The 19,956-nt window shown below is 66.9% G+C and carries 10 protein-coding genes; 5 read left to right on the top strand and 5 right to left on the bottom strand.

The annotated features are described in order from the left end of the window. Positions 1-48 precede the first annotated feature (48 nt). The 3 genes from AC30QB_RS12580 (at position 49) to AC30QB_RS12570 (ending at position 3,422) form a co-directional block, all read left to right on the top strand. Complete coding sequence (locus AC30QB_RS12580; RefSeq protein WP_489546562.1) at positions 49-717, top strand: response regulator transcription factor; 669 nt, start codon at positions 49-51, stop codon at positions 715-717. Beyond that, the gene (locus AC30QB_RS12575) at positions 714-2,168 is read left to right on the top strand and encodes an ATP-binding protein (protein ID WP_489546561.1); all 1,455 of its coding nucleotides are present in this window, start codon (positions 714-716) and stop codon (positions 2,166-2,168) included. The genes AC30QB_RS12580 and AC30QB_RS12575 overlap by 4 nt, the downstream gene beginning before the upstream one ends. Before the next feature lie 147 nt (positions 2,169-2,315). Further along, positions 2,316-3,422 carry a DUF2855 family protein gene (locus AC30QB_RS12570; RefSeq protein WP_489546560.1) on the top strand — a complete coding sequence of 369 codons (1,107 nt, stop codon included), beginning with the start codon at positions 2,316-2,318 and terminating at the stop codon, positions 3,420-3,422. A 9-nt stretch (positions 3,423-3,431) separates the two neighbouring features. Here AC30QB_RS12570 and AC30QB_RS12565 read toward each other — a convergent pair whose 3' ends face one another. The 5 genes from AC30QB_RS12565 to flhF form a co-directional block, all read right to left on the bottom strand. Beyond that, positions 3,432-4,181, bottom strand: a complete 750-nt coding sequence (locus AC30QB_RS12565; RefSeq protein ID WP_489546559.1) for a class I SAM-dependent methyltransferase — start codon at positions 4,179-4,181, stop codon at positions 3,432-3,434. 201 nt (positions 4,182-4,382) lie between these two features. After that, a complete protein-coding gene (locus tag AC30QB_RS12560) occupies positions 4,383-5,732 on the bottom strand; it encodes a methyl-accepting chemotaxis protein (RefSeq protein WP_489546558.1) in 1,350 nt (449 codons plus the stop codon). 21 nt (positions 5,733-5,753) lie between these two features. Continuing rightward, positions 5,754-6,467, bottom strand: coding sequence for an RNA polymerase sigma factor FliA (locus AC30QB_RS12555; RefSeq protein WP_489546557.1), 714 nt, complete (start codon positions 6,465-6,467; stop codon positions 5,754-5,756). Between the two features lie 17 nt (positions 6,468-6,484). Then, on the bottom strand, positions 6,485-7,267 hold the full coding sequence (locus AC30QB_RS12550) for a MinD/ParA family ATP-binding protein (protein ID WP_489546556.1): 783 nt from the start codon (positions 7,265-7,267) through the stop codon (positions 6,485-6,487). A 56-nt stretch (positions 7,268-7,323) separates the two neighbouring features. Continuing rightward, positions 7,324-9,012, bottom strand: a complete 1,689-nt coding sequence (flhF, locus tag AC30QB_RS12545) for a flagellar biosynthesis GTPase FlhF (RefSeq protein WP_489546555.1) — start codon at positions 9,010-9,012, stop codon at positions 7,324-7,326. 466 nt (positions 9,013-9,478) lie between these two features. Here flhF and AC30QB_RS12540 point away from each other — a divergent pair, with 466 nt between their 5' ends. After that, the gene (locus AC30QB_RS12540; protein ID WP_489546554.1) at positions 9,479-15,463 is read left to right on the top strand and encodes a protein kinase domain-containing protein; all 5,985 of its coding nucleotides are present in this window, start codon (positions 9,479-9,481) and stop codon (positions 15,461-15,463) included. Between the two features lie 23 nt (positions 15,464-15,486). Next, positions 15,487-19,956 (top strand): AAA family ATPase (locus tag AC30QB_RS12535; protein WP_489546553.1); only part of this gene is annotated, 4,470 nt, incomplete at its 3' end.

Below are 19,956 nucleotides of genomic sequence, written 5' to 3'. Positions count from 1 at the left end.
ATGCCACACAGGGCACACTGCGGTCATACGCAACACGAGCCCCAACAGATGCAGCTGCTGCTGGTCGAAGACGACACCATGCTTGCCACCGCCCTGGCCACCGGCCTGGAGCGCGCGGGCTATCGCGTGGACCGCGCCGCAGACGCCCCAGCCGCGCGCCTGGCCTTGAGCGACCACGCCTATTCCGCTGTGCTGCTCGACCTCGGCCTGCCCGGCGGCTCAGGCCTGCAGGTGCTCAAGGGCGTGCGCGAACGCTACGACACCACGCCCGTCATCATCCTCACCGCACGCGATCAGTTGAGTGACCGCATTGCCGGGCTAGACGCCGGCGCCGACGACTACCTCGTCAAACCTTTCCAGCCCGACGAGCTGGCCGCCCGCCTGCGTGCGGTGCTGCGCCGCGCCCAGGGCCGCGTGGCGCCAGTGCTGGTGGCCCGCACGGTGCGGCTGGACCCGGCCACCCGCAGCGTGACGCGCAACGACGAGCCGGTGCAGCTCAGCCTGCACGAGTACCGCACCCTGCTGGCCCTGATGGAGCGCAGCGGGCGCGTGGTCACCCGGCCCCAGCTCGAAGAGGCGGTGTACGGCGGCGACAGCGCCATTGAGAGCAACACCGTCGCGGTGTACGTGCACCAGCTGCGCCGCAAGCTGGGCGACGACCTCATCACCACCGTGCACGGCCACGGGTACAAGTTGTTGGCGACTTCTCAGCCATGAAACTCATACGCGCCCGCTCGCTGCGCCTGCGCCTGCTCATCGGCCTGATGCTGGCCGTGCTCGGCTTCTCAACGGTGTGGTACGCCTGCCAGGCCATGCTGATGTCTAGCCAGCACTTCGGCCGGTGGGACGCCTCGATGCAGGCTGTGGGCCAGCAGGTGCTGATGTCGATGCCCGAAGCGCTCCCCTCCGGCTCTAGCGAGCCGGTCTACAAGCTGCCCGCGCAAACCCGGCTGCAGCCCCAGCTCATGAGCTACCAGGTGTGGCTGAACAACGGCCGCTCCGTGCTGCGCTCGCTGGGCGCGCCAGGCACGCCTTGGGTGCCGCTGAACTTCGACAAGCCCGAAGGCTTCCACATGGTCACGCTCGACGGCGTTGACTGGCGCATCTATACCCTGAGCGACGCGACCGGCCGCATCCAGGTGCAGATCGGCAAGTCGCAGCCGCAGTTGTTCAGCCTCTTGTACCTGTGGCTGGGCACCAGCGTGGGCACGGTGCTGCTGCTGATGGCGCTGCTGGCTGTGGTGAGCTGGTTCATCATCTGCTGGTCGATCGCGCCAGTGCAGGCCGCACGCGCCACCTTGCTTGCGCGCTCGCCGCTCGACCTGAGCCCGCTGCCGCCCGACGACCTGCCCACCGAGGTGAAGCCACTGGTCGAAGCCTTCAACGCCTTGCTGCTGCGGCTAGAGTCAGCGCTGCAGGGCGAGCGGCGCTTTCTTGCCGATGCCGCTCACGAGCTGCGCACACCGCTGGCGGTGCTGATGGCCCAGGCACAGCTGGTGCAATCGGCCAGCACGCTCGAAGAAAGCCAGGCCTCGCTCAAGCCGCTGATCTGCGGCATCGAGCGCAGCGCGCGCCTGACCGAGCAGCTGCTCGACCTGGCGCGGCTAGACGCCGCCGGCACGCCTGGCACCAAGACCGCGGTTGCCTTGCACGAGATCGTCGCGATGGTGGTGCGCGATTTCAGCAGCGCCGCGCAGACCGCCAGCCAGCGCCTGCTGCTGCACGCCGAGCCCTGCAGCGCGCTGGTCGATGTCGACGCGGTCGGTGTGCTCTTGCGCAACCTGCTCGACAACGCGCTGCGCTACGCCGGCCCTGGTGCACGGGTTGAGATCGTCTGCCGCGAGCAGCACGGCGTGGGGGTTGTATTGAGCGTGCACGACGACGGCCCTGGCGTGCCCGCGGTCGAGCGCGAGCGTATCTTCGACCGCTTCTACCGCGTGCCCGGCACGCCTGGCCGCGGCAGCGGCATCGGCTTGTCGCTGGTGGCGCGCATTGCCAGTCTGCATGCCGCCAAGCTCGACGTCACCGACGGGCTGGATGGCCGAGGTCTGGGCGTCACCCTGTACCTGGCCAGCGCTGTGCTCGCCGTCAGCGCGCAAGCCGACGACGCGCCCACCCGCGGCCCAACGGCCTTGCCGGCACGGCTCTCGGGCACTCAGGCGTCCTGAACCCAAATCCGAACAAAGGGGCTGCAGCGTGGCAGCGCCTCACCTGGCGGTGCAGGGGGTTCACGGCCTCACCGCAGATTTCCGAACCCGCCGCGGCAGGCCCCGCCCTACAGTCTTGCGTACCCCACACCTGACCCAAGAAAACCCATGAGCACCCTGACCCAACTGCAAAGCGACAAGAAGGCCCTGGGCCACACGCGCGTCGTCAACCAAGCCATGCCCGCGATCAAGCCCGGCGAGGCGCTGCTCAAGATTGACCGGCTGGCCGTCACGTCAAACAACATCACCTACGCCGCTTTCGGCGAAGTGCCGCACCTGCGCTACTGGAGCTTCTACCCCACTGGCGACGACGCCTGGTTCAACATGCCGGCCTGGGGCTTCGCCGAGATCGTCGAAACCAGCGTCGAGGGCCTGACGGTGGGCGAGCGCTTTTACGGCTTCTGGCCGATCGCGAGCCATGTGCTCATGCAGCCAGTGCGCGTGAGCGAGCGCGGCTTCTACGACGGTACGCCGCACCGCCTGGCGCTCACCTCGGCCTACAACCAGTACCAGCGCGTCACCACCGACGCCGCCTACCGAGCCGCCGACGAGGACTACCAGATGCTGACGCGTCCGCTTTTCATCACCTCGTTCATGCTGGCCGACTTTCTTGAAGACAACGCCTTCTTCGGCGCCAAGCAGATCGTGGTGTCCAGCGCTTCGAGCAAGACCGCCTATGGCACCGCTTTCTGTCTGCAAAACCTGCAGGGCACGAGCCTGGTGGGCCTCACCTCGGGCGGCAACATCAGCTTCGTGGAAGGCCTGGGCTGCTACCAGCGCACGCTCAGCTACACCGACGTCGAGTCTCTCGATGCAAACACGCCCACGCTGTACGTCGACTTCTCAGGCGACAACACGCTGCGCCGCCGTGTGCACGAGCACTTTGCCGGCTCACTGGTGCACAGCTGCTATGCCGGCTCGGCCCAGTCGCACGACCACATCAGCAAAGACGATCAGGCCCTGCCCGGCCCCAAGCCCGCGCCCTACTTCGCGCCGTACCAGATCAAGAAGCGCAACGCCGATTGGGGCGCAGCCGAGGTCACGCGCAAATTCAACGAAGCGCAGCTCGCCTTCATACGCCGCGTGAGTGAGCCGCAGAAGATGTGGATGGGCGTGAAGGCGCACACCGGCTTCGCTGCCACGCAAGACCTGGTGAGCGCACTGGTCGACGGCCGCATCGACCCGAAAGACGGGCACGTGGTGGTGCTAGCCTGACGCGCCGCTTCAGGCCGCCGTGCGCTGCTTGAACGGCGCTTGGTAGAGCCACAGCGGCCGGCCGTCGGCGCAGGTGTGCACCGCGGTGGGCTGCAGGTCGGCGGCCTCGAATTCGAGGCTCGCCATCCAGGCGCCGCAGCGCAGCTCGCGAGCAGCCTTGCGCACGGCGCGCGGCATGCTCTCGGGGCGCTGGAACAGGTAGACCATGGCGTAAGGCGTCCAGTCGGCTGACCAGATGTCGGCTCGCCTCACGCGGGCCGGCACCTTCAGCCAACGGCAGCGCAGAGCGCAGGCCACGCGCAGCGGCCAGCTCCACTCCAGGCCTTCGAGGCGTGCCTGCGGGTACTGTGTGTGCAGCTCGCGCAACGCGTCGCCCATGCCGCAGCCGGCGTCGACCACCCGCGGTGAACTGCCGTCTAGCCAGGCCACCCGGGCCAAGCCCTGCAGCGCACCGGCGGGGGTAGGGAACATTGGCGCATCGCGCCAGGCATGCAGCGGATACATGGCCAACAAAGCCGCCAGTGGCAGCAGCCAGCCCCAGGCAGGCACGCTGCTCGCGAGCCCCGAGGCCAACACGGAAAGAGGGAAGCCGAGCGAGATGAACACGCGCCGCCAGCGCCGTGCGCTCAGCAAGCTGAGCACGCCGCCGATGGCGGTGGCCAGCAGCAGAGCCGCCCAGTCACGCGCTTCCAGCGTTTGCAGGCCGAGAAAGACGCCCCAGCACGCAGCCCAGACCAGCAGTGCGGGCAAAGGCCACATCAGCTTTGCCTCGCTTGTGCGCTGTTGAACGCCAGCGTTGACGCAAAGGGCGCAAAGGAAAACCGCAAAGAGCGCAAGGAACAGAAGAAATAGTCATTCTTGTTTTCCTTGCGTCCTTGGTCTTTCCTCTTCGCGTTCTTTGCGTCAACGCTGGCGTTCAACAACATTCGCCCATCGGCGCGGTTCATCGAAGCCCAACCATCAGAAATTGAACGCGAGGCGCAGACCGCCCCAGTGCTTGCCGTTCACCGTGATGGGTGCGGCGACTTCCTTGAGCAGCACAAACTTGCCGCCGCCCATGTCGCGGCGATAGGTTTGCAACAGAAAGGGCCGCTGGTTGCGGGCAGACGCGAGGCCGGTACGGTCGTTGAAGATGCGGCGGTAGCGGCTGTTGGCCGAGTCCCAGGCCAGGTCGCCGCGCTGCGGGTTGCAGTACACCTTGTTGTGCGTGGCCACGTAGCCATTGCGGTCGACCGCGATGCAAAACACGATCTTCGGGTTGGACGCCAGCATGCGCTCTTGCACCTGCGGGAACAGCCGGTCGGCCAGCTCGATGAACTTGGTCGTGACTTGCGCGGGGTTGGTGCGGGCTATCGGCTTGTACTGGTCGTCGAACAGGTTGACGGCGTTGATGGTGCCGGTGCGAAGCGCATCTTCCAGCAGCTTCGAGATCTGCCCCGCCGCCTCTTTGGCAGACTGGATGAAAGGCGTGTCTTCGGTCTCGATGCCGCACTCGGCTACCAGCTCGATCAAATGCTCAGACACCTTGAGGAACGACTCGCTGCGCACCAGCGCAGAGTCGAGCGCACGCGTGGCCTGGTGCATTTCGGACTCGATGGAAGCCATCTGACCATTGAGCCCGCTGCAGATGCTGCGGCTTTGCTCGGCTGCGGTCGTGATGCTGGATACACCGCCTTCCAGGTCGGCCAGCGCGCGCTGAAACGCGCCCTGCTCGGCCTGGTTGGGTTTGGATTGAATCTCGCGTGACAAAGCTTCGATGCGCGTGTCGAGCTCGCCCACCGTGCTCATGATGGCCTTGGACGATTTCTCGACCTTGCCGGCCAGGTCTTTCACCGCATCGGCCACCACGCCAAAGCCTCGGCCCGCCTCACCGGCGCGCTTGGCTTCGACCGAGGCGTTGAATGCCACCAGCCGTGTCTGCAAGGCAATTTGTGTGATCTGGCCCGCAGCGTCGGCCACGTGGCGCAGCGTGTCGACGATGCCCGACACCTCGCTGCCTATGCCTTCCACCGCCTGGCGCGCACGCGCCACGGCCTCCAGGCTGCCGGCGGTCACACCGCTGATGTCGTCTTGCGCGCGCGTGACGCTTTTCATCTGCTCGGCCAGCGCCGCCACGGCCTGCGCCTGGCGCGCAGCGCCCTTGGTCGTGTCGTCGAGCTGGCCGCGCACTTCGGCCACTTCGCGGCCCATGGTCGAGGCCTGCTTGCCGATGGACGTGATGGCGGAACGCAGATCGGGCTGCGGCGCCGCTGCCGTGGGCTCTACCGGTTGCGACCGGGTGTCGCGGTGAGATCTGAAGACCTGGAACATGGGGGCTGGAACTTTCGATGACTACCACTCGCGCAGCTTCACCCGCAAGCGGGCGATGGACTGGCTGTGCAACTGGCACACACGCGACTCGGTCACTTTCAACACGGCCGCGATCTCTTTCAGGTTCATGTCGTGCTCGTAGTACATGCTCATCACGTACTGCTCACGCTCGGGCAGGTGCTTGATGCCTTCGACCAGGGCTTCGCGCATGCGCTGGTCTTGCAGCTGCGCGAGCGGGTTGAAGCCTTCGTCGGCCACGTGGCGGTCAAGAAAGTCGTTGTCGCCCTCGTCGCCCGACATGTCTTCGAGGTACACGAGCTGGGTGCCGCGCACCCTGCCCAGCAGCTCTTGGTATTCGGCCAGCGTGACACCCATCTCGCGAGCGATCTCGCTCTCGGCAGGCGCACGGCCCAGCTTTTGCTCAAGCTTGTGCACGGCGGTTTCGATGTTGCGCTGCTGCTTGCGCACGCCGCGCGAGAGGTAGTCGTTGCCGCGCAGCTCGTCGAGCATGGCGCCGCGTATCCGCTGGGTGGCGAAGGTCTCGAACTGCACGCCCTGGGCCGCGTCGAAGCGGCTGAGCGCGTCGGTGAGGCCGATCATGCCGACCTGAATCAGGTCGTCGAGCTCCACGTTGGCAGGCAGCTTGGCAATCATCTGATGGGCCAGGCGGCGCACCAGAGGGCTGTACTGCTTGAGCATCGAGTTGACGTCGAGTTGGCCTTTGGCGGTGTACATGGTGAGGCTCCGAGAGGTCAATTCAAGACGTGTTGTTGTGAGGCCTGCACCGCGTGCACACCCAAGACCGGCGCCAGGCCGCCCGGGGTTTGCACCAGCGCGTCGCGCGCCCAGCGGCGCAGCGCGCTGGTAGGGGCTTCGCGTGCGTCGGAAGCGGGGTCTATCTGCAACCAGTCGCGCAGCACCACACCCAAGAAATCGTCAGCGCAGGTCGCAAGCTGCATGGCAATGCGCTCGGCACGTGGCGAGCTGGGCGCCACGCACAGCAAGAGGTCAAACACCACCAGGCCGGCGCGCTGGGTGAGCAGCTTCATCGCGGCGTAGGCGTGGGTGACGCTGGAAGGCCGGTCGTCGGCCAGCAAGAGCGGGCGCGCCTCGCTGCGCACAAACAAGCGGCAAAGGTCAGATTCAGTGGCATGCACCAGCACCACGTCGGCGTGTGGGCAGGCGTCGGCCGCGGCCTGCAGGAAGCTCGCGGTGGAGCCTTGCGCATCCACGTAGCGCACCGGCAGGCCACGGGCCGCCAGGTAAGAGACTTGGGTCGACAGGGTTTCGATGCATTCGCTCAGCTCAAGTGCAGCCATCTCTTTGGGGCTGGGCGCGCGCTCGCCGGCATCGATCACCAGCACATGGGCACCTTGCTCGCCGAGGGCCGTGCACAGGCGCTCCAGCATCACGCCACCAAAGGCCACGTGTGGGTTGGCCACCACCGGTATGAAGCGCACGCGGGCGTGGGCAAACATCTGGCGCAAGCCGTAAGCCTGGTCGGCGGGGTAAGACGAATCGAAAGCGTCGTGCATGAGACTCAAAGGATGTGAGCTAGCGTTCGGAGGGGTCGCTTAGGCCAAGCGTCTGGTCAGGCGTGCAGCGGCGGCCGCGCACGTTGCGCTTGCTGCCGAGCGGTAAAGATCAGGTTCACATCTGAGGCTTCCACGCGATAGGCCGGGTTCACATTGGCGCGCAGGGCGCGGTGCACCAGTGCATGGGCCGACAGGCGGTGCCAGTCTTCGGGCACGCGCTGGCCGTTGGCCACGCCCACCACCTTCAGCTTGTGGCGGATCAGGGCGTCCAGCGCCGGCGCCAGCTTCACGGCTTCATCCATCTTCGACAGCACGATGCCTTTGCAGGCCGCCGCGCGGTAGGAAATCATCACGTCTTCAATCGTCTCGCCCTGGGCCGAGGCGTTGATGACCAGCAGCTTCTGGATAGCGCGGTGGCCCAGCATGTCGAGCAGCTCGCGGGTGCGGGTGTCGCGTTGCGCCATGCCGGCGGTGTCGATCAACACCATCTTCTTCGAGGCCAAGAGCTCCAGCAGGTCTTCGAGCGAGGCACGGTCGTGTGCGGTGTGCACCGGCACACCGAGGATGCGGCCATAGGCACGCAGCTGTTCGTGGGCGCCCACGCGGTAGGCGTCTAGTGTGATCAGGCCGAGGTGGTTGGCGCCATGCTTGGCGGCAAACGCGGCGGCAATCTTGGCCGCGCTGGTGGTCTTGCCCACACCCGTGGAACCGATGAGGGCAAACACGCCGCCCTGGTCTTCGAGCCCGGCTTCGGCTTCGCCGGTGAGCAGGTTGCGCTCCAGCACGTTGGCGGCCCAGGCGGTCTCGTCGGCCACGTCATTGGGCAGGCTTTCGACCAGCTTGCGGGTGAGTGCAGGCGAGAAACCGCAGTCGAGCAGCTTCTGGATCAGCTGTGCTTGCTGTGGCTGGCGCTGCATTTTCTCCATGAAGGCCAGCGCACCGAAGCGGTCTTCGATCAGGCCCTTCATGGAGCGCAGCTCGTTCATCATGTCTTGCTGGTCGCGGCGGGCCGCGGCCTGGTTCACGGCGCTAGCCGCATCGGCCAACGAGGGCACGGCAACAGGCGCTTGCATCTGCATCGGCTGGGCGAGCATGGGCTGCGGCTGGGCCACGCGCACTTCTTCACGCAGCACCGGCGGCTCGCGCACGGCGGCACGCGGCGCGACGGCCGGCTGCACCACGGCGAGCTGCGGCGTGGCCTTGGGCGGCTGCTGCGCGGCGCTGCGGGCAGCCAGGCGCTGCTCCAGCGCGCTGGGCAGGTCGGGCTCCATGTCTTGGCGTGAATCGGCGAAGTCTTGGCGCGAGTCGCCAAAGCTGGGCTCATGCTGGCGCGACTGGGCATTCATGGCGGCCTGGCGGCGCTTGAGCATGCGTTCACGCACGTAATCTTGAAATGACAGCGTGCTCATCGACAGGCGGGCCACGTCGTCGCTCACGGCGTCGTCTGGGTCGGGGCGCTGCATGGGGGCCAGTGGCATGCTGGGCCGGGCGGCGGCGGGCCGTGCGGCGGCCGCAGAGCGGGCCGCAGGCTGCTGCTGTTGTTGTTGAAGGGCGGCCGTGCGGGCGGCGATCGACGAGGCCGACAGGCGCTCGATCTGCTGCACGCTTTCCGGCGCCATGGCCAGCACTTCCACGCCTTCGGGGCAGGGCTTGGTCGACAACACCACGGCGTCTTCGCCAAAAGCCTGGCGCACCAGGGTCAGGGCGTCGCGCGAGGTGCGCGCAGTAAAGCGTTTGACGTTCATGGGTTGCTCCGCTTGGCCGAGCCCGGGATGAGGGCCTGGCAATGCATCAAGTGTGTAAGAGGGTGTGCCCAGACGGTCTGGCGATCAGCCAGCTGAAACCCGGCCATTTGGTCGGAATCAATTGGGGTCTTGTCGGTTTGATGCGGGGTGGTCATGGGCACGGGCGCAGTTGATGAGCGCTTCCTCATTGTTCCGGCATGCCCCTAAAACTTGAGCGGGATGAAGGGGCTGGATCGGGGGCTTTTCCGGGCTTGAGCGGCCAGGTGTGACGCCGTCCACGAACGAGCACCCCATCGGCAGCAGGTGCCCCCGCCACCCACGCTGCCAACTACTGCGCAACTGGACACACACCCGGGTTTGCCAGGGCTCAATTCCTGGTGTTGCAGGTCGATACAGCTGGGGCCGATCGCCAGAAGCGCACCCGGCAACCCGAGGGCGAACGCCCTCACATAAAAAGAGGTGATGTGTGACGACACAACATGGCACGGCCGCTTCCGCATCCGATTGCGCTTCCGACGTCGGGACGGTGCTCTACAGCAACGACCATGCACGCATCACCCGCTGCGCCCTGCCCGGTGGCCAATCGGTGGTGGTCAAGCAGGCGCTCGGTGCCCAGGCGATTCGCCGGCTGGCGCATGAAGCAGACATGCTCAAGCGCCTGACCCACATCGCCGGCGTGCCCAAGATCTCGGCTGGCACCGGCGTGCAAAGCGACACCCTGACGCTAGAAGACCACGGCGGCGTCTCACTCGCCGAATTCCTGCGCGAGCGCACGCTCGGCACCGAGCAAGCCGTGGCCTATGGCACGGCCGTGGCGCGCACCCTGGCGCAGGTGCACAAGGCCGGCGTGATCCACAAAGACATAGGCCCCGCCAACCTGCTCATCCACCCCCAAACCCTGTCCCCGACGCTGATCGACTTCAACATCGCCGTCGTGGCCTGCGCCGACACTGCAGCAGCCCCCGCCGCTGATGGCGAGATCGCCGGCACCTGGGCCTACATGTCGCCCGAGCACACCGGCCGCACCGGCCGTGCGCCGGATGCGCGCTCTGACCTCTATTCACTCGGCGTCACGCTGTACCAGGTGCTCACCGGCCGCAAACCCTTCGAGAGCGAAGACCTGCTGGAGCTGGTGCACGCCCACCTGGTGCAAGTGCCCGCCGCGCCGGCCGACGTGGTGCCTGCGCTGCCGCACCTGCTGTCCGACGTGGTGATGCGCCTGCTCGCCAAGGAGCCCGAAAAGCGCTACCAGAGCGCCGAGGGCCTGGTGCAAGACCTGCAACGCCTGCAGCGCGGGTTGGCCGCCGGCCACATCGAGCCCTTCGAGCTCGGCGGCTTCGACTTCGGCAACGAGCTCAAGCCGCCGCGTGCCCTGGTGGGCCGCGCCAACGAAATCAAACAGCTGGGCGAAGCGCTCGCCGCCACGGCCGATGGCCGCCACCCTTGGCTGTGGATCGGTGGGCCTGCCGGCGTCGGCACGTCGGCGTTGGTTGACGAGCTGCGCACCCTGGCCGCCAGTCGGCGCGCCTTGTTTGCCGGCGGCCGCTTTACGCCTGAGTGCATCGGCACGCCTGCCGCAGCGCTGGGCGGCTTCATCGGCATCGGCCGCCAGCTCATGGCACTGCCCGCCGACGAGCTGGCCCAGGTGCGCGCGCAAATGCTCGAAGCGCTCGAGGGCCGGCTCGGCTACGGCGTGGCGCAACTGCCTGAATTTCAAACGCTGCTTGGCCCCCACCCCGCCACCGAAGCGGGCGCCGACAACGAAGCCCTGATCGCCGAAGCCGCTGTGCGCCTGCTGCGCGTGCTCGCCTCGGCCGAGCGGCCGGTGGTGATGTATGCCGACGATGTGCACCTGTCGCCCTCGCTCGGCTACAGCGTGCTCGAAGCCGCAGCGCGAGAGGCGGCCCGCGCGCCCATGCCCGGCCTGCTGCTGGTCAGCATCTGCCCCGACAACATGGGCGACGAACACCCCGCGTCGAAGCTGCTGGCACGCTGCCGTGAGCGTGGATTGGCGCCAACCGAGTTGACGGTGCGCCCGCTAGCGCACGCAGCCGCCACGCAGCTGGTGGGCACCATGCTGCGCATGCCCGACAGCGAAGCGGCCCCCTTGGCCCAGGCGCTGGAGCGCCACACGCAGCACCGGCCGGGCCGCACCATCGAGCTGCTCAACGCTCTGCGCCGTGACGGCCTGATCGCCCTTGGCGATGGCCATTGGGTGTGGCAAGCCGAGGCCATCCGCCGCTATGTGGGCGCTGCGAGCCCAGCCGAGCTGCAAGCCCGGTTGGCCACGCTGCCCGCTGGCAGTGCCGAGCTCGTGACCACACTGGCCGCCATGAATTCACACGCCGCATGGGACGAGCTCGTCGCCGCCATCGGGCAGACACAGAAACGCCTGCAACAACGCGCTGTCGCGGCCCTCGACGATGGCCTGCTCATCGACCAAGGCGAAGACGGCCTGTCGCTCACGCACCCGCAGGTGGCCGCCGTTGCACTCGCGGCGCTAGCCGAGCCCGCGCGCCGCACGCTGCACCTGACGATCGCGCGCCGGCTCGACGCCGCGTCGCGCCCCGAAGCGCTGGTGGCCAGGCAATACTTTTTCGCCGACAGCGGCCTGGCCGACGCCGAGCGCCGCCGGGCGGGCGATGTACTCGAGCGCGAAGGCGACCGCCTGCGTGCAGCCGGCCAGATTGACCCGAGCAAGCAACATTTCGCTGCCGCCCTGCAAGCCCTGCTGCCCATCGCCGACGCGGCCGATGCCGAGCGCCTGTTCGATCTGCGTGTGAAGCAGTTGCAGGCCATGTTCGAGCTGGGCCGCCACGACGAGATCGACGTGGCCTATGCCGAGCTGCTGGCCACCAATGCCCCCGCCGAGCGCCTGGGCGGGCCGGTGCGCTTTCAGATCTACAGCCTGCTGGCCCGCGGCCGCTTTGCCGATGCCGTAGGCCAGGGCCTGGCCTTGATGGCACGCCTGGGCATGCCCAGGCCCGACGACCTGCGCCCCGACCTGGGCGCCGGCATGCAACGCCTCATGACCTGGTCCCGAGGCGAGGAGCGCCAGCAAGATTACACACGCGCCGAGCTCAGCGACGAGCGTGCGCTGGCACTGGCACTGGTCGTGCCCGAGACCATGACGCCGGCCTACTTCCTTGACCCCGTGCTTTGGGCCTGGCTGGCCATGGTGACCCACCGCCTGTGGGCGGAGCACGGCCCGCACCCGCGCCTGTTGTCTTCGGTGGGGTCGCTGCCCTTCTTGCTGGTGGGCACGCCGCAGGACTATCGCAGCGCCCACACCGTCAGCCGCCACCTGATCGACGTGGCCGAGAAGCGCAATTACTCCCAGGGCGAAGGCATCAGCCGCTGCGTCTTGGGCATCGCTTCGGGCCACTGGTTCGAGCCGCTCGAAACGGTGATGGATGAATTTCACCGCGCGCGGGTAGACCTGTTGCGCATGCGCGAGCCTTTCGCCGCCTTCACCTTTGTTGCCGCCGACGCCGCGCTCGACTGCCGCCCCACGCTGCTGCTGGCACTGCCTGAAGTGCAAGGGGGTCTTGAGAATGCACGCGAGCAGCGCAACGAAGACTTCTTGCGGCGCTACCTGCCGCGCCAGCAGCTGATCTTCGCGCTGCGCGGCCAGACGCGCGCGCCAGGCGAGTTCAGCGACGAGCATTTCGACGAAGCCGACTACGCGGCCAAGATCGACCCCACCAGCGCCACCGCCGCCACGTACCACAACGTGGCCTGCATCCGGGCTGCCATCTTCGGCGACATGAAGGCACTGGGTGCGCACAGCCTCAAGGCCGTGCCGCTGGGCGCGCGCACGCCGGGCTACTACCTCGCGGCGGTCGGCCGGGTGCTGCGCTGCCTGTCGCTCGCCGACCAGGCACGCAACCTGGGCGAAGCCGAGCGCGCCCCGCTGCTCGAAGAGCTGGCCACGATGATGGCCTGGCTCACCGCCCGCGCGGCCGATGCGCCCGCCAATTTCGCGCACCTGCTCACCTGGATTGAAGCCGAGCGGGCCTGGGCCGTCGACACGGTATGGGCCGCGGGTGCCGCCTTTGGCGCCGCCGTGCAAGCCACGAGCGTGGCCCGCCCCTGGCACCGCGCCCTCATTCACGAGCGCGCAGCCCTGTTCCATCTGGCGCAGGGCATGGAAGAAGGTGCCAAGCCGCTGCTGACCATCGCCTGCGACCAGTACGACGCCTGGGGCGCCGCCGGCAAGGTGCGCGAGCTCAAGCGCCAGCACGCCTTCCTGCGCGCCGCCAGCGGCCTGTCGCGCCCCGACTCTGGCAAGACCACCACGGTGGTCGGCTCCGAGATGCTCGACCTGATGGCCGTGCTGCGCGCCTCGCAGGCGCTGAGCTCCGAGACCAGCCTGTCACGGCTGACCGACCGCGTGAGCAAGGTGCTGGGCACCATCACCGGCGCCACCGGCGTGCAGCTGATCGTGCGGCCTGAAGAAGGCTCGACCAGTTGGGTGATGGCCCACACGCTGGGCCGCGACAGCGCCCCGATGACAGCCGAACAGGCGGGCGCAGCCGGCGAGCTCGCGTTCTCGGCCTTCCGCTATGCCGAGCGCACGGGCGAGCTGCTGCTGATCGACGATGTGGCACGTGACGAGCGCTTCTCGGCCGACCCCTTTGCGCAGACCGTCGAGCAGTGCTCGCTGATGTTTTCGCCCATGGTCAAACAGGGCCAGCTGCACGCCATGCTGGTGCTGGAGAACCGCCAGCGCCGCGCCGCCTTCAGCGGCGACCGGCTCGACTCGGTGGCGCTGATCGCCGGCCAGCTCTCGGTGTCACTCGACAACGCCCTGCTCTATGCCTCGCTGGAAAAGCGCGTGGCCGAGCGCACCGCGCAGCTGCGCCAGAAGACCCACGACATCAACGCCATGCTGCAAAACATGCCGCAGGGCGTGCTGACGGTGGTCAACGGTGGCGGCATACACCCCGAGTACTCGGCCTACCTGGCCACCATCTTCGAGACCACAGAGATTGCCGATCGACAGGTGATGGAGCTGGTGTTTGCTAGTGCCAGCCTGGGCGCCGATGCGCTGTCGCAGATTGACGCCGCCATGGCCTCGGTGATCGGCGAAGACGAGATGAATTACGAGTTCAACTCGCACCTGCTGGCCACCGAGTTCGACAAAACCATGGCCGACGGCCGCGTGAAGTCATTGGCGCTGAGCTGGTCACCCATCGCCAATGACGAAGGAACGGTCGACAAGCTCATGCTGTGCGTGCGCGACGTGACCGAGCTGAAACGCCTTGAAGCTGAAGCGAATTCCCGCAAGCGCGAGCTGCAGATGATTGGCGAAATCTTGGCGGTGAGCCAAGAGAAGTTCCATGAGTTCATCGACAGCGCGCGGGCTTTCATCACCGAAAACCGTGCGGTGATCGAGAAGGCTTCTGCACGCACGCCCGATGGGGTCAACCTGCTGTTTCGCAACATGCACACCATCAAGGGCAATGCACGCACCTATGGCTTCCTGGGCTTGACCAACCAAGTGCACCTGGCCGAGCAGACCTATGACGAATTGCGCAAGGCCGACGCGTCAGCCTGGAGCCCGGAGCAACTGCTGGCCGAGCTGGCCACGGTGTCGGAGCTGGTCGAGAAGTATGCCCACGTCAACGACACCGTGCTGGGCCGCAAGGGCCCGGGCCGCCGCGCCAATGTGGAGAAATTCCTCATGGTCGAGCGCGACACGGTGGCGCAGTCGCTGCAGCTGCTGATGGGGGTGGACCAGAGCGACCCAGCCGCCATGCGCCTGGCCTTGCAGCACGTGGGCTCCACGCTGCACATGCTGGGGACAGCGCCCATCGGCAACGTGCTGGCCGGCACGATCGAATCACTGCCCTCGCTGGCCCAGGAGCTGGGCAAGCCAGCGCCCGAAGTGCACATCGAAGACCACGGCATCATGCTTCGCTCGCAGGCCAACTCACTGCTGAAGAACCTGTTCACCCACCTGCTGCGCAATTCGATGGACCACGGCATCGAGCTGCCCACGCAACGCCTGGCAGTGGGCAAAACAGCCGCCGGCCGCATCGACCTGCGCTTGCACGTAGACGACAACAAGCTGTGGGTTCATCTGAAAGACGATGGGCGCGGCTTGGCCGTCGGCAAGATTCGCCAGCGCGCGATGGCGCAAAACCTGCTGACCCGAGGCGCCAAGAGCACGCCCGAAGAGGTCGGCCAACTGATCTTCCGCTCGGGCTTCTCCACGGCCGAGCAGGTGACCGAGGTCTCTGGCCGAGGCGTGGGCATGGACGCGGTGCGCGCTTTCCTGGAACAAGAAGGCGGCTCGATCGCCATCCGCTTCCTCGATGACGATGAAGACGCCGACTTCCGCGCCTTCGAAACGGTGATCGGGCTGCCCGACAAATACGCGGCATCCCTGCATGCCGCCATGTCCTTTGAGGCACTGCGTACCCGCCTTCAAACGCGCAAGGTGTGACGGGTGAACGAAAGAAATGTGAAATGACGACGCCCCACCCAGCCTCGCAGACCGGCAACCCCGTTGAGCTGGTGCTCTACGAAAACGACCACGCGCGCATCACCCGCAAGGTGCTGCCCGGCTTGGGCAGCGTGGTGGTCAAGCAGGCCGTGGGCGCGCTGGCCATACGCCGTCTCGCACATGAAGTGGCCATGCTCAAGCGCCTGGCCCACGTCGAAGGGGTGGCCAAGCTGGCCCGGGATTGCGCCGAACCCAGCACCTTGGTGCTGCGCGACGACAACGCCATGTCGCTCGCCGGGTACCTGCGTGACCACCGGCTCGGCGTCGAGCAGGCGCTGGCCTATGCGCAGGCCGTGGCCAGCATCCTCGCTCAGGTGCACAAAGCCGGCGTGATCCACAAAGACATAGGCCCGGCCAACCTGCTCATACACCCCGACACGCTCGCGCCCACCCTGATCGACTTCAACATCGCCGCCAATACCGGTGCTAATACCGGCGACAAAACCGGCGACAAGACCGAGGCCGACGAGACGCAGAGCGGCATTGTCGGCACGCTGGCCTACATGTCACCCGAGCAGACGGGCCGCACGGGCCGACGCCCCGACCAGCGCTCCGACCTTTATTCGCTGGGCATCACGCTGTACGAGGTGCTCACGCTGCGCAAGCCGTTTGAAAGCACCGACTTGCTGGAGCTGGTGCACGACCACCTGGTGCGCGTGCCAGATGCCCCGGTGTCGGTGAACCCGGTGCTGCCGCAGATGGTGTCCGACCTGGTCATGCGTCTGCTGGCAAAGGAACCCGACCGCCGCTACCAGAGCGCCGAAGGCCTGCGCCTGGATCTTGCTCGCCTGCATGCTGCGCTGCTGCGTGGCGACCACGCCGCGTTCCCACTGGGAGAACACGATTTCGCACGACGCCTGTCGGCGCCGCCGCGGCCCATCGGGCGCGAAGCCGAGCTAGGCGCACTGCAGCACGCCCTCAAGCAGTCGATCGACGGCGGCGTCAATTGCCTTCTGATCGCGGGCGCGTCTGGCGTAGGCAAGTCGGTGCTGATGAACGAGCTGCGCCCGGCGGTCACCGCGCAACACGGCTGGTTCGTCTCGGGCAAGTTCGACCAGTATTCGCAAGACGCCGCCAAGGCTGCCGTCGAGTCGATGCGCGCCCTGGGCCGCCTGCTGCTGGCAGAACCCGAAGAGCAGGTGGCGCGGCACCGCGAACGCATCCTCAAGGGCCTGGGCAGCAACGCCGGTTTCGGGCCTGCCTTGCTGCCCGAGTTTGAGCTGCTGCTCGGCAAACAACCCGTGCTGGTGGTCACCGACCCGCGCGAGGCCGAGGCTCGCATGCTGCAGGCCACGGCCGACTTGCTGCGCAGCGTGGCCACGCCTGAACGGCCGGTGGTCATCGTGATGGACGATCTGCAATGGGCGCCGCCCATGTCTTTGCGCACCCTGGACACGCTCGTCTCATCTGCCGAACCCATCCCAGGCCTGCTGGTGATCGGCGCCTATCGCCCCAACGAAGTCAACGCAAGCCACCCCTTGAGCGCCTTGATGACAGGCTGGGAAAAGCTCGACTCCGCGCCCACGCGCCTGCAGCTGGACGACCTGGCGCCTGATGACATGGCGTCGCTCATCGGCAAGATGCTGCGCCTGGCCGACCCCGAAGCGGCCAAGCTGGCCGGGGCACTCCATGAGCGCACGGGCGGCAACCCGTACGACATCATCGAATTGATCAACGCCTTGCGCGAAGACAACCTGCTGGTGCCGCGCGACGGCCTGTGGCAGTGGGAAGCAGCCGCCATTCACCAGTACGTCGGCAGTGCCGGCGCATCCGACATTCTGGGCCGGCGCATCGCCAAGCTCTCGCAGAACGCGGTGGAAATGCTCGAAGTCGTGGCCTGCCTCGGCGGTGAAGTCAGCGCCAAGGTACTGGCGCTTGTCACCGGGCTGAGTGGTGAAGAAGTGTCTCAACGCCTCGCTCCGTCGCTTGAAGAAGGCTTGCTGTCTATCGAAGCCGGCGAACAAGCCGTGCTGCGCTTTCGGCATGCCCGCATCCACCAAGCTGTCTTCGAGGGCATGAGCGCCGAGCGGCGCCGCGAATACCACTTGCGGTTGGCACGGCGACTGGTCGCCCAAGCCGACCTCGGCCAAATGGCCGCCGAACAGTACTTACCCGTGGCCGATGCCCTGGTCGAAGAAGCCGAATGCCGCCGTGTGGCGGGCCTCTTCCACCAGTCTGCAGCCCACCTGCGCATGCTCAACTATGCGGTGACCGAACGCTTCCTGGGCGCGGCCATTCAATTGCTCAAATCGGTTGAGACGCCAGGCGATGCGCAGCTGCTGGCCGCGCTCGAAACCGAACAGCACACGGCCCTGTACGTGTTGGCGCAGTACGCCGATGGCGACACCGTCTATGCGTCCATCGTGGCCCGCTGCACCGACCCCACTTCTCTGGCAGACCCGGCAGGCATCCAGATGTACAGCCTGATCAACCGTGGCCGCAACCAGGAGGCCACCGATCTGGGGCTCAAGCTGCTGCAGGAGCTGGGCCTGCAAATGCCCGCCGACATGCGTGCCGCCGTCGCCGAGGGCACGAAGCGCCTGGTCGACTGGAGCCACGGCGAAGAAAAGCGGGGCGACTTCGAACGCCCCGAGGTGCGCAACCCACAGATCACGGCGCGGGCCAAGCTGCTGGTGCAAACATCCAACGCGAGCTACTTCTGCGACACGACGATGTTTGCGTGGCTGATCCTTGAAGGCAAGCGCCTCTGGATAGAAGAAGGCCCCTGTGAGCCGCTGATGCGCTGCACCAGCGGCGCCCCGTTTCTGCTGGTCGGTGCCACGCAAGACTACCGAGGCTCTTATGTGGGCGCGCGCCACATGATTGCCGTGGGCGAGGCGCGCGGCTTCCAGCACGCCACCGCCATGACGCGCGCCAACTACGGCTTCAGCGCAGGCCATTGGGTCGAGCCGATCGAAAACGTGATCGACGATTTTGTGCAGGCCCGCTCAGGCCTGATGCAGGCAGGCAATGTCACCTACACGGCCTACACCTACCGCACCAGCGACCTGTTGATGGACTGCGCCCCCACCCTGGAGGCGATGAACGCAGACGTGAACGACAGTTTGTCGTTTGCAGACCGCACCCGCAATGCCGACTTGAGAAGGCGCATACAGCCGCGTCTGCAGCTCATCCAAGCTCTGCAGGGAAAAACCAAGGCGCCCGGCAGCTTCTGCGACGACAACTTCGATGAAGACACCTACATCGCGGCCTTCCCCGCACTGAGCCTCGTCAGCGCCTTTTTCCACATCCTGCGCGGCACCTCGGCCCTCATCTTCAACGATGCACCAACGCTTGCGCTGCATGCGGCCAAGGCCATGACGGCGCTGCCGTATGCGCCCGGCTACTACGTCACGGCTCTGGCGCGCGTGATGCAAGCAGTGGCTCTCGCGGAGAAGGCGCGTGCCTTGCCAGAAAGCGAGCGCGGCCTGCTGATCGAAGAGCTGGACGCCACCTGCCTCGACTGGCTGCGACTGCGCGCCGCCGACGCGCCGATCAACTTCCTGCACCTGTTGCGATGGGTCGAGGCCGAGCGCAGTTGGGCCGCCGATTCGGTATGGGCCGCCGGCGCAGCTTTCGACGCTGCGGTGGCTGAAGCCGCGCTGCACCCGCGCCCATGGCACCGGGCGCTCATCATCGAGCGCGCCGCCATGTTCCAGTTTGCCCAGGGCATGGAAGCCAGCGCGCGCCCGCTGCTGTCACAAGCTTGCGCCCTCTATGAAGCCTGGGGCGCCCCGGGCAAGGTGCGCGAACTGCGCCGAGTGCACGCCTTCCTGCGCGCGAGCAACGGCCTGCAACGCTCGGGCACCAACTTGCCCAGCGCCACGGTCGACACCGAAACGGTCGACATGATGGCGGTTCTTCGCGCCTCGCAAGCCCTGAGCTCGCAGACCAGCCTGGTGAGCCTGACCGCGCAAGTGGGCAAGGTGCTGGGCACCATCACCGGCGCGACTGGCGTGCAGCTGATCGTGCACCCCGACGAAGGAAGCACGGCCTGGGTCACGGCCACCTCGCTCACCAACGGCGCAGAGCCTGTGACTGCAGAGCAAGCCGGCGCCGCAGGCAACCTGCCGTTCTCGGTGTTCCGCTATGCCGAGCGCACCGGGCAGGTTCTGGTGGTTGACGACATTGCGCGAGACGACCGTTTCAGCGGCGACCCGTACGCGCAGAAGTACGACCAGTGCTCGCTGATGCTGGTGCCCATCTTGAAGCAAGGCCAGCTCAACGCGATGCTGGTGCTGGAGAACCACCAGCGCCGCAACGCCTTCAGCGCCGACAGGCTCGACTCGGTGGCCATGATCGCGGGCCAGCTGGCCGTGTCACTCGACAACGCCCTGCTCTACGCTTCGCTGGAAAAGCGCGTGGCCGAGCGCACCGCCCAGCTGCGCCAAAAGACCAACGACATCAACGCCATGCTGCAGAACATGCCGCAG

The organism is Rhizobacter sp. (assembly GCF_046595475.1).
In the GTDB taxonomy this organism is placed as follows: domain Bacteria; phylum Pseudomonadota; class Gammaproteobacteria; order Burkholderiales; family Burkholderiaceae_C; genus Rhizobacter.
Note: the sequence above shows the minus strand (reverse complement) of the source record. Positions and strands in the feature narration are given on the sequence as shown.

Excerpts from the sequence above, each read along its gene's own strand:
- AC30QB_RS12580 (WP_489546562.1), top strand. The coding sequence starts at position 49 with ATGCAGCTGCTGCTGGTCGAAGACGACACCATGCTTGCCACCGCCCTG.
- AC30QB_RS12575 (WP_489546561.1), top strand. The coding sequence starts at position 714 with ATGAAACTCATACGCGCCCGCTCGCTGCGCCTGCGCCTGCTCATCGGC.
- AC30QB_RS12570 (WP_489546560.1), top strand. The coding sequence starts at position 2,316 with ATGAGCACCCTGACCCAACTGCAAAGCGACAAGAAGGCCCTGGGCCAC.
- AC30QB_RS12565 (WP_489546559.1), bottom strand. The coding sequence starts at position 4,181 with ATGTGGCCTTTGCCCGCACTGCTGGTCTGGGCTGCGTGCTGGGGCGTC.
- AC30QB_RS12560 (WP_489546558.1), bottom strand. The coding sequence starts at position 5,732 with ATGTTCCAGGTCTTCAGATCTCACCGCGACACCCGGTCGCAACCGGTA.
- AC30QB_RS12555 (WP_489546557.1), bottom strand. The coding sequence starts at position 6,467 with ATGTACACCGCCAAAGGCCAACTCGACGTCAACTCGATGCTCAAGCAG.
- AC30QB_RS12550 (WP_489546556.1), bottom strand. The coding sequence starts at position 7,267 with ATGCACGACGCTTTCGATTCGTCTTACCCCGCCGACCAGGCTTACGGC.
- flhF (WP_489546555.1), bottom strand. The coding sequence starts at position 9,012 with ATGAACGTCAAACGCTTTACTGCGCGCACCTCGCGCGACGCCCTGACC.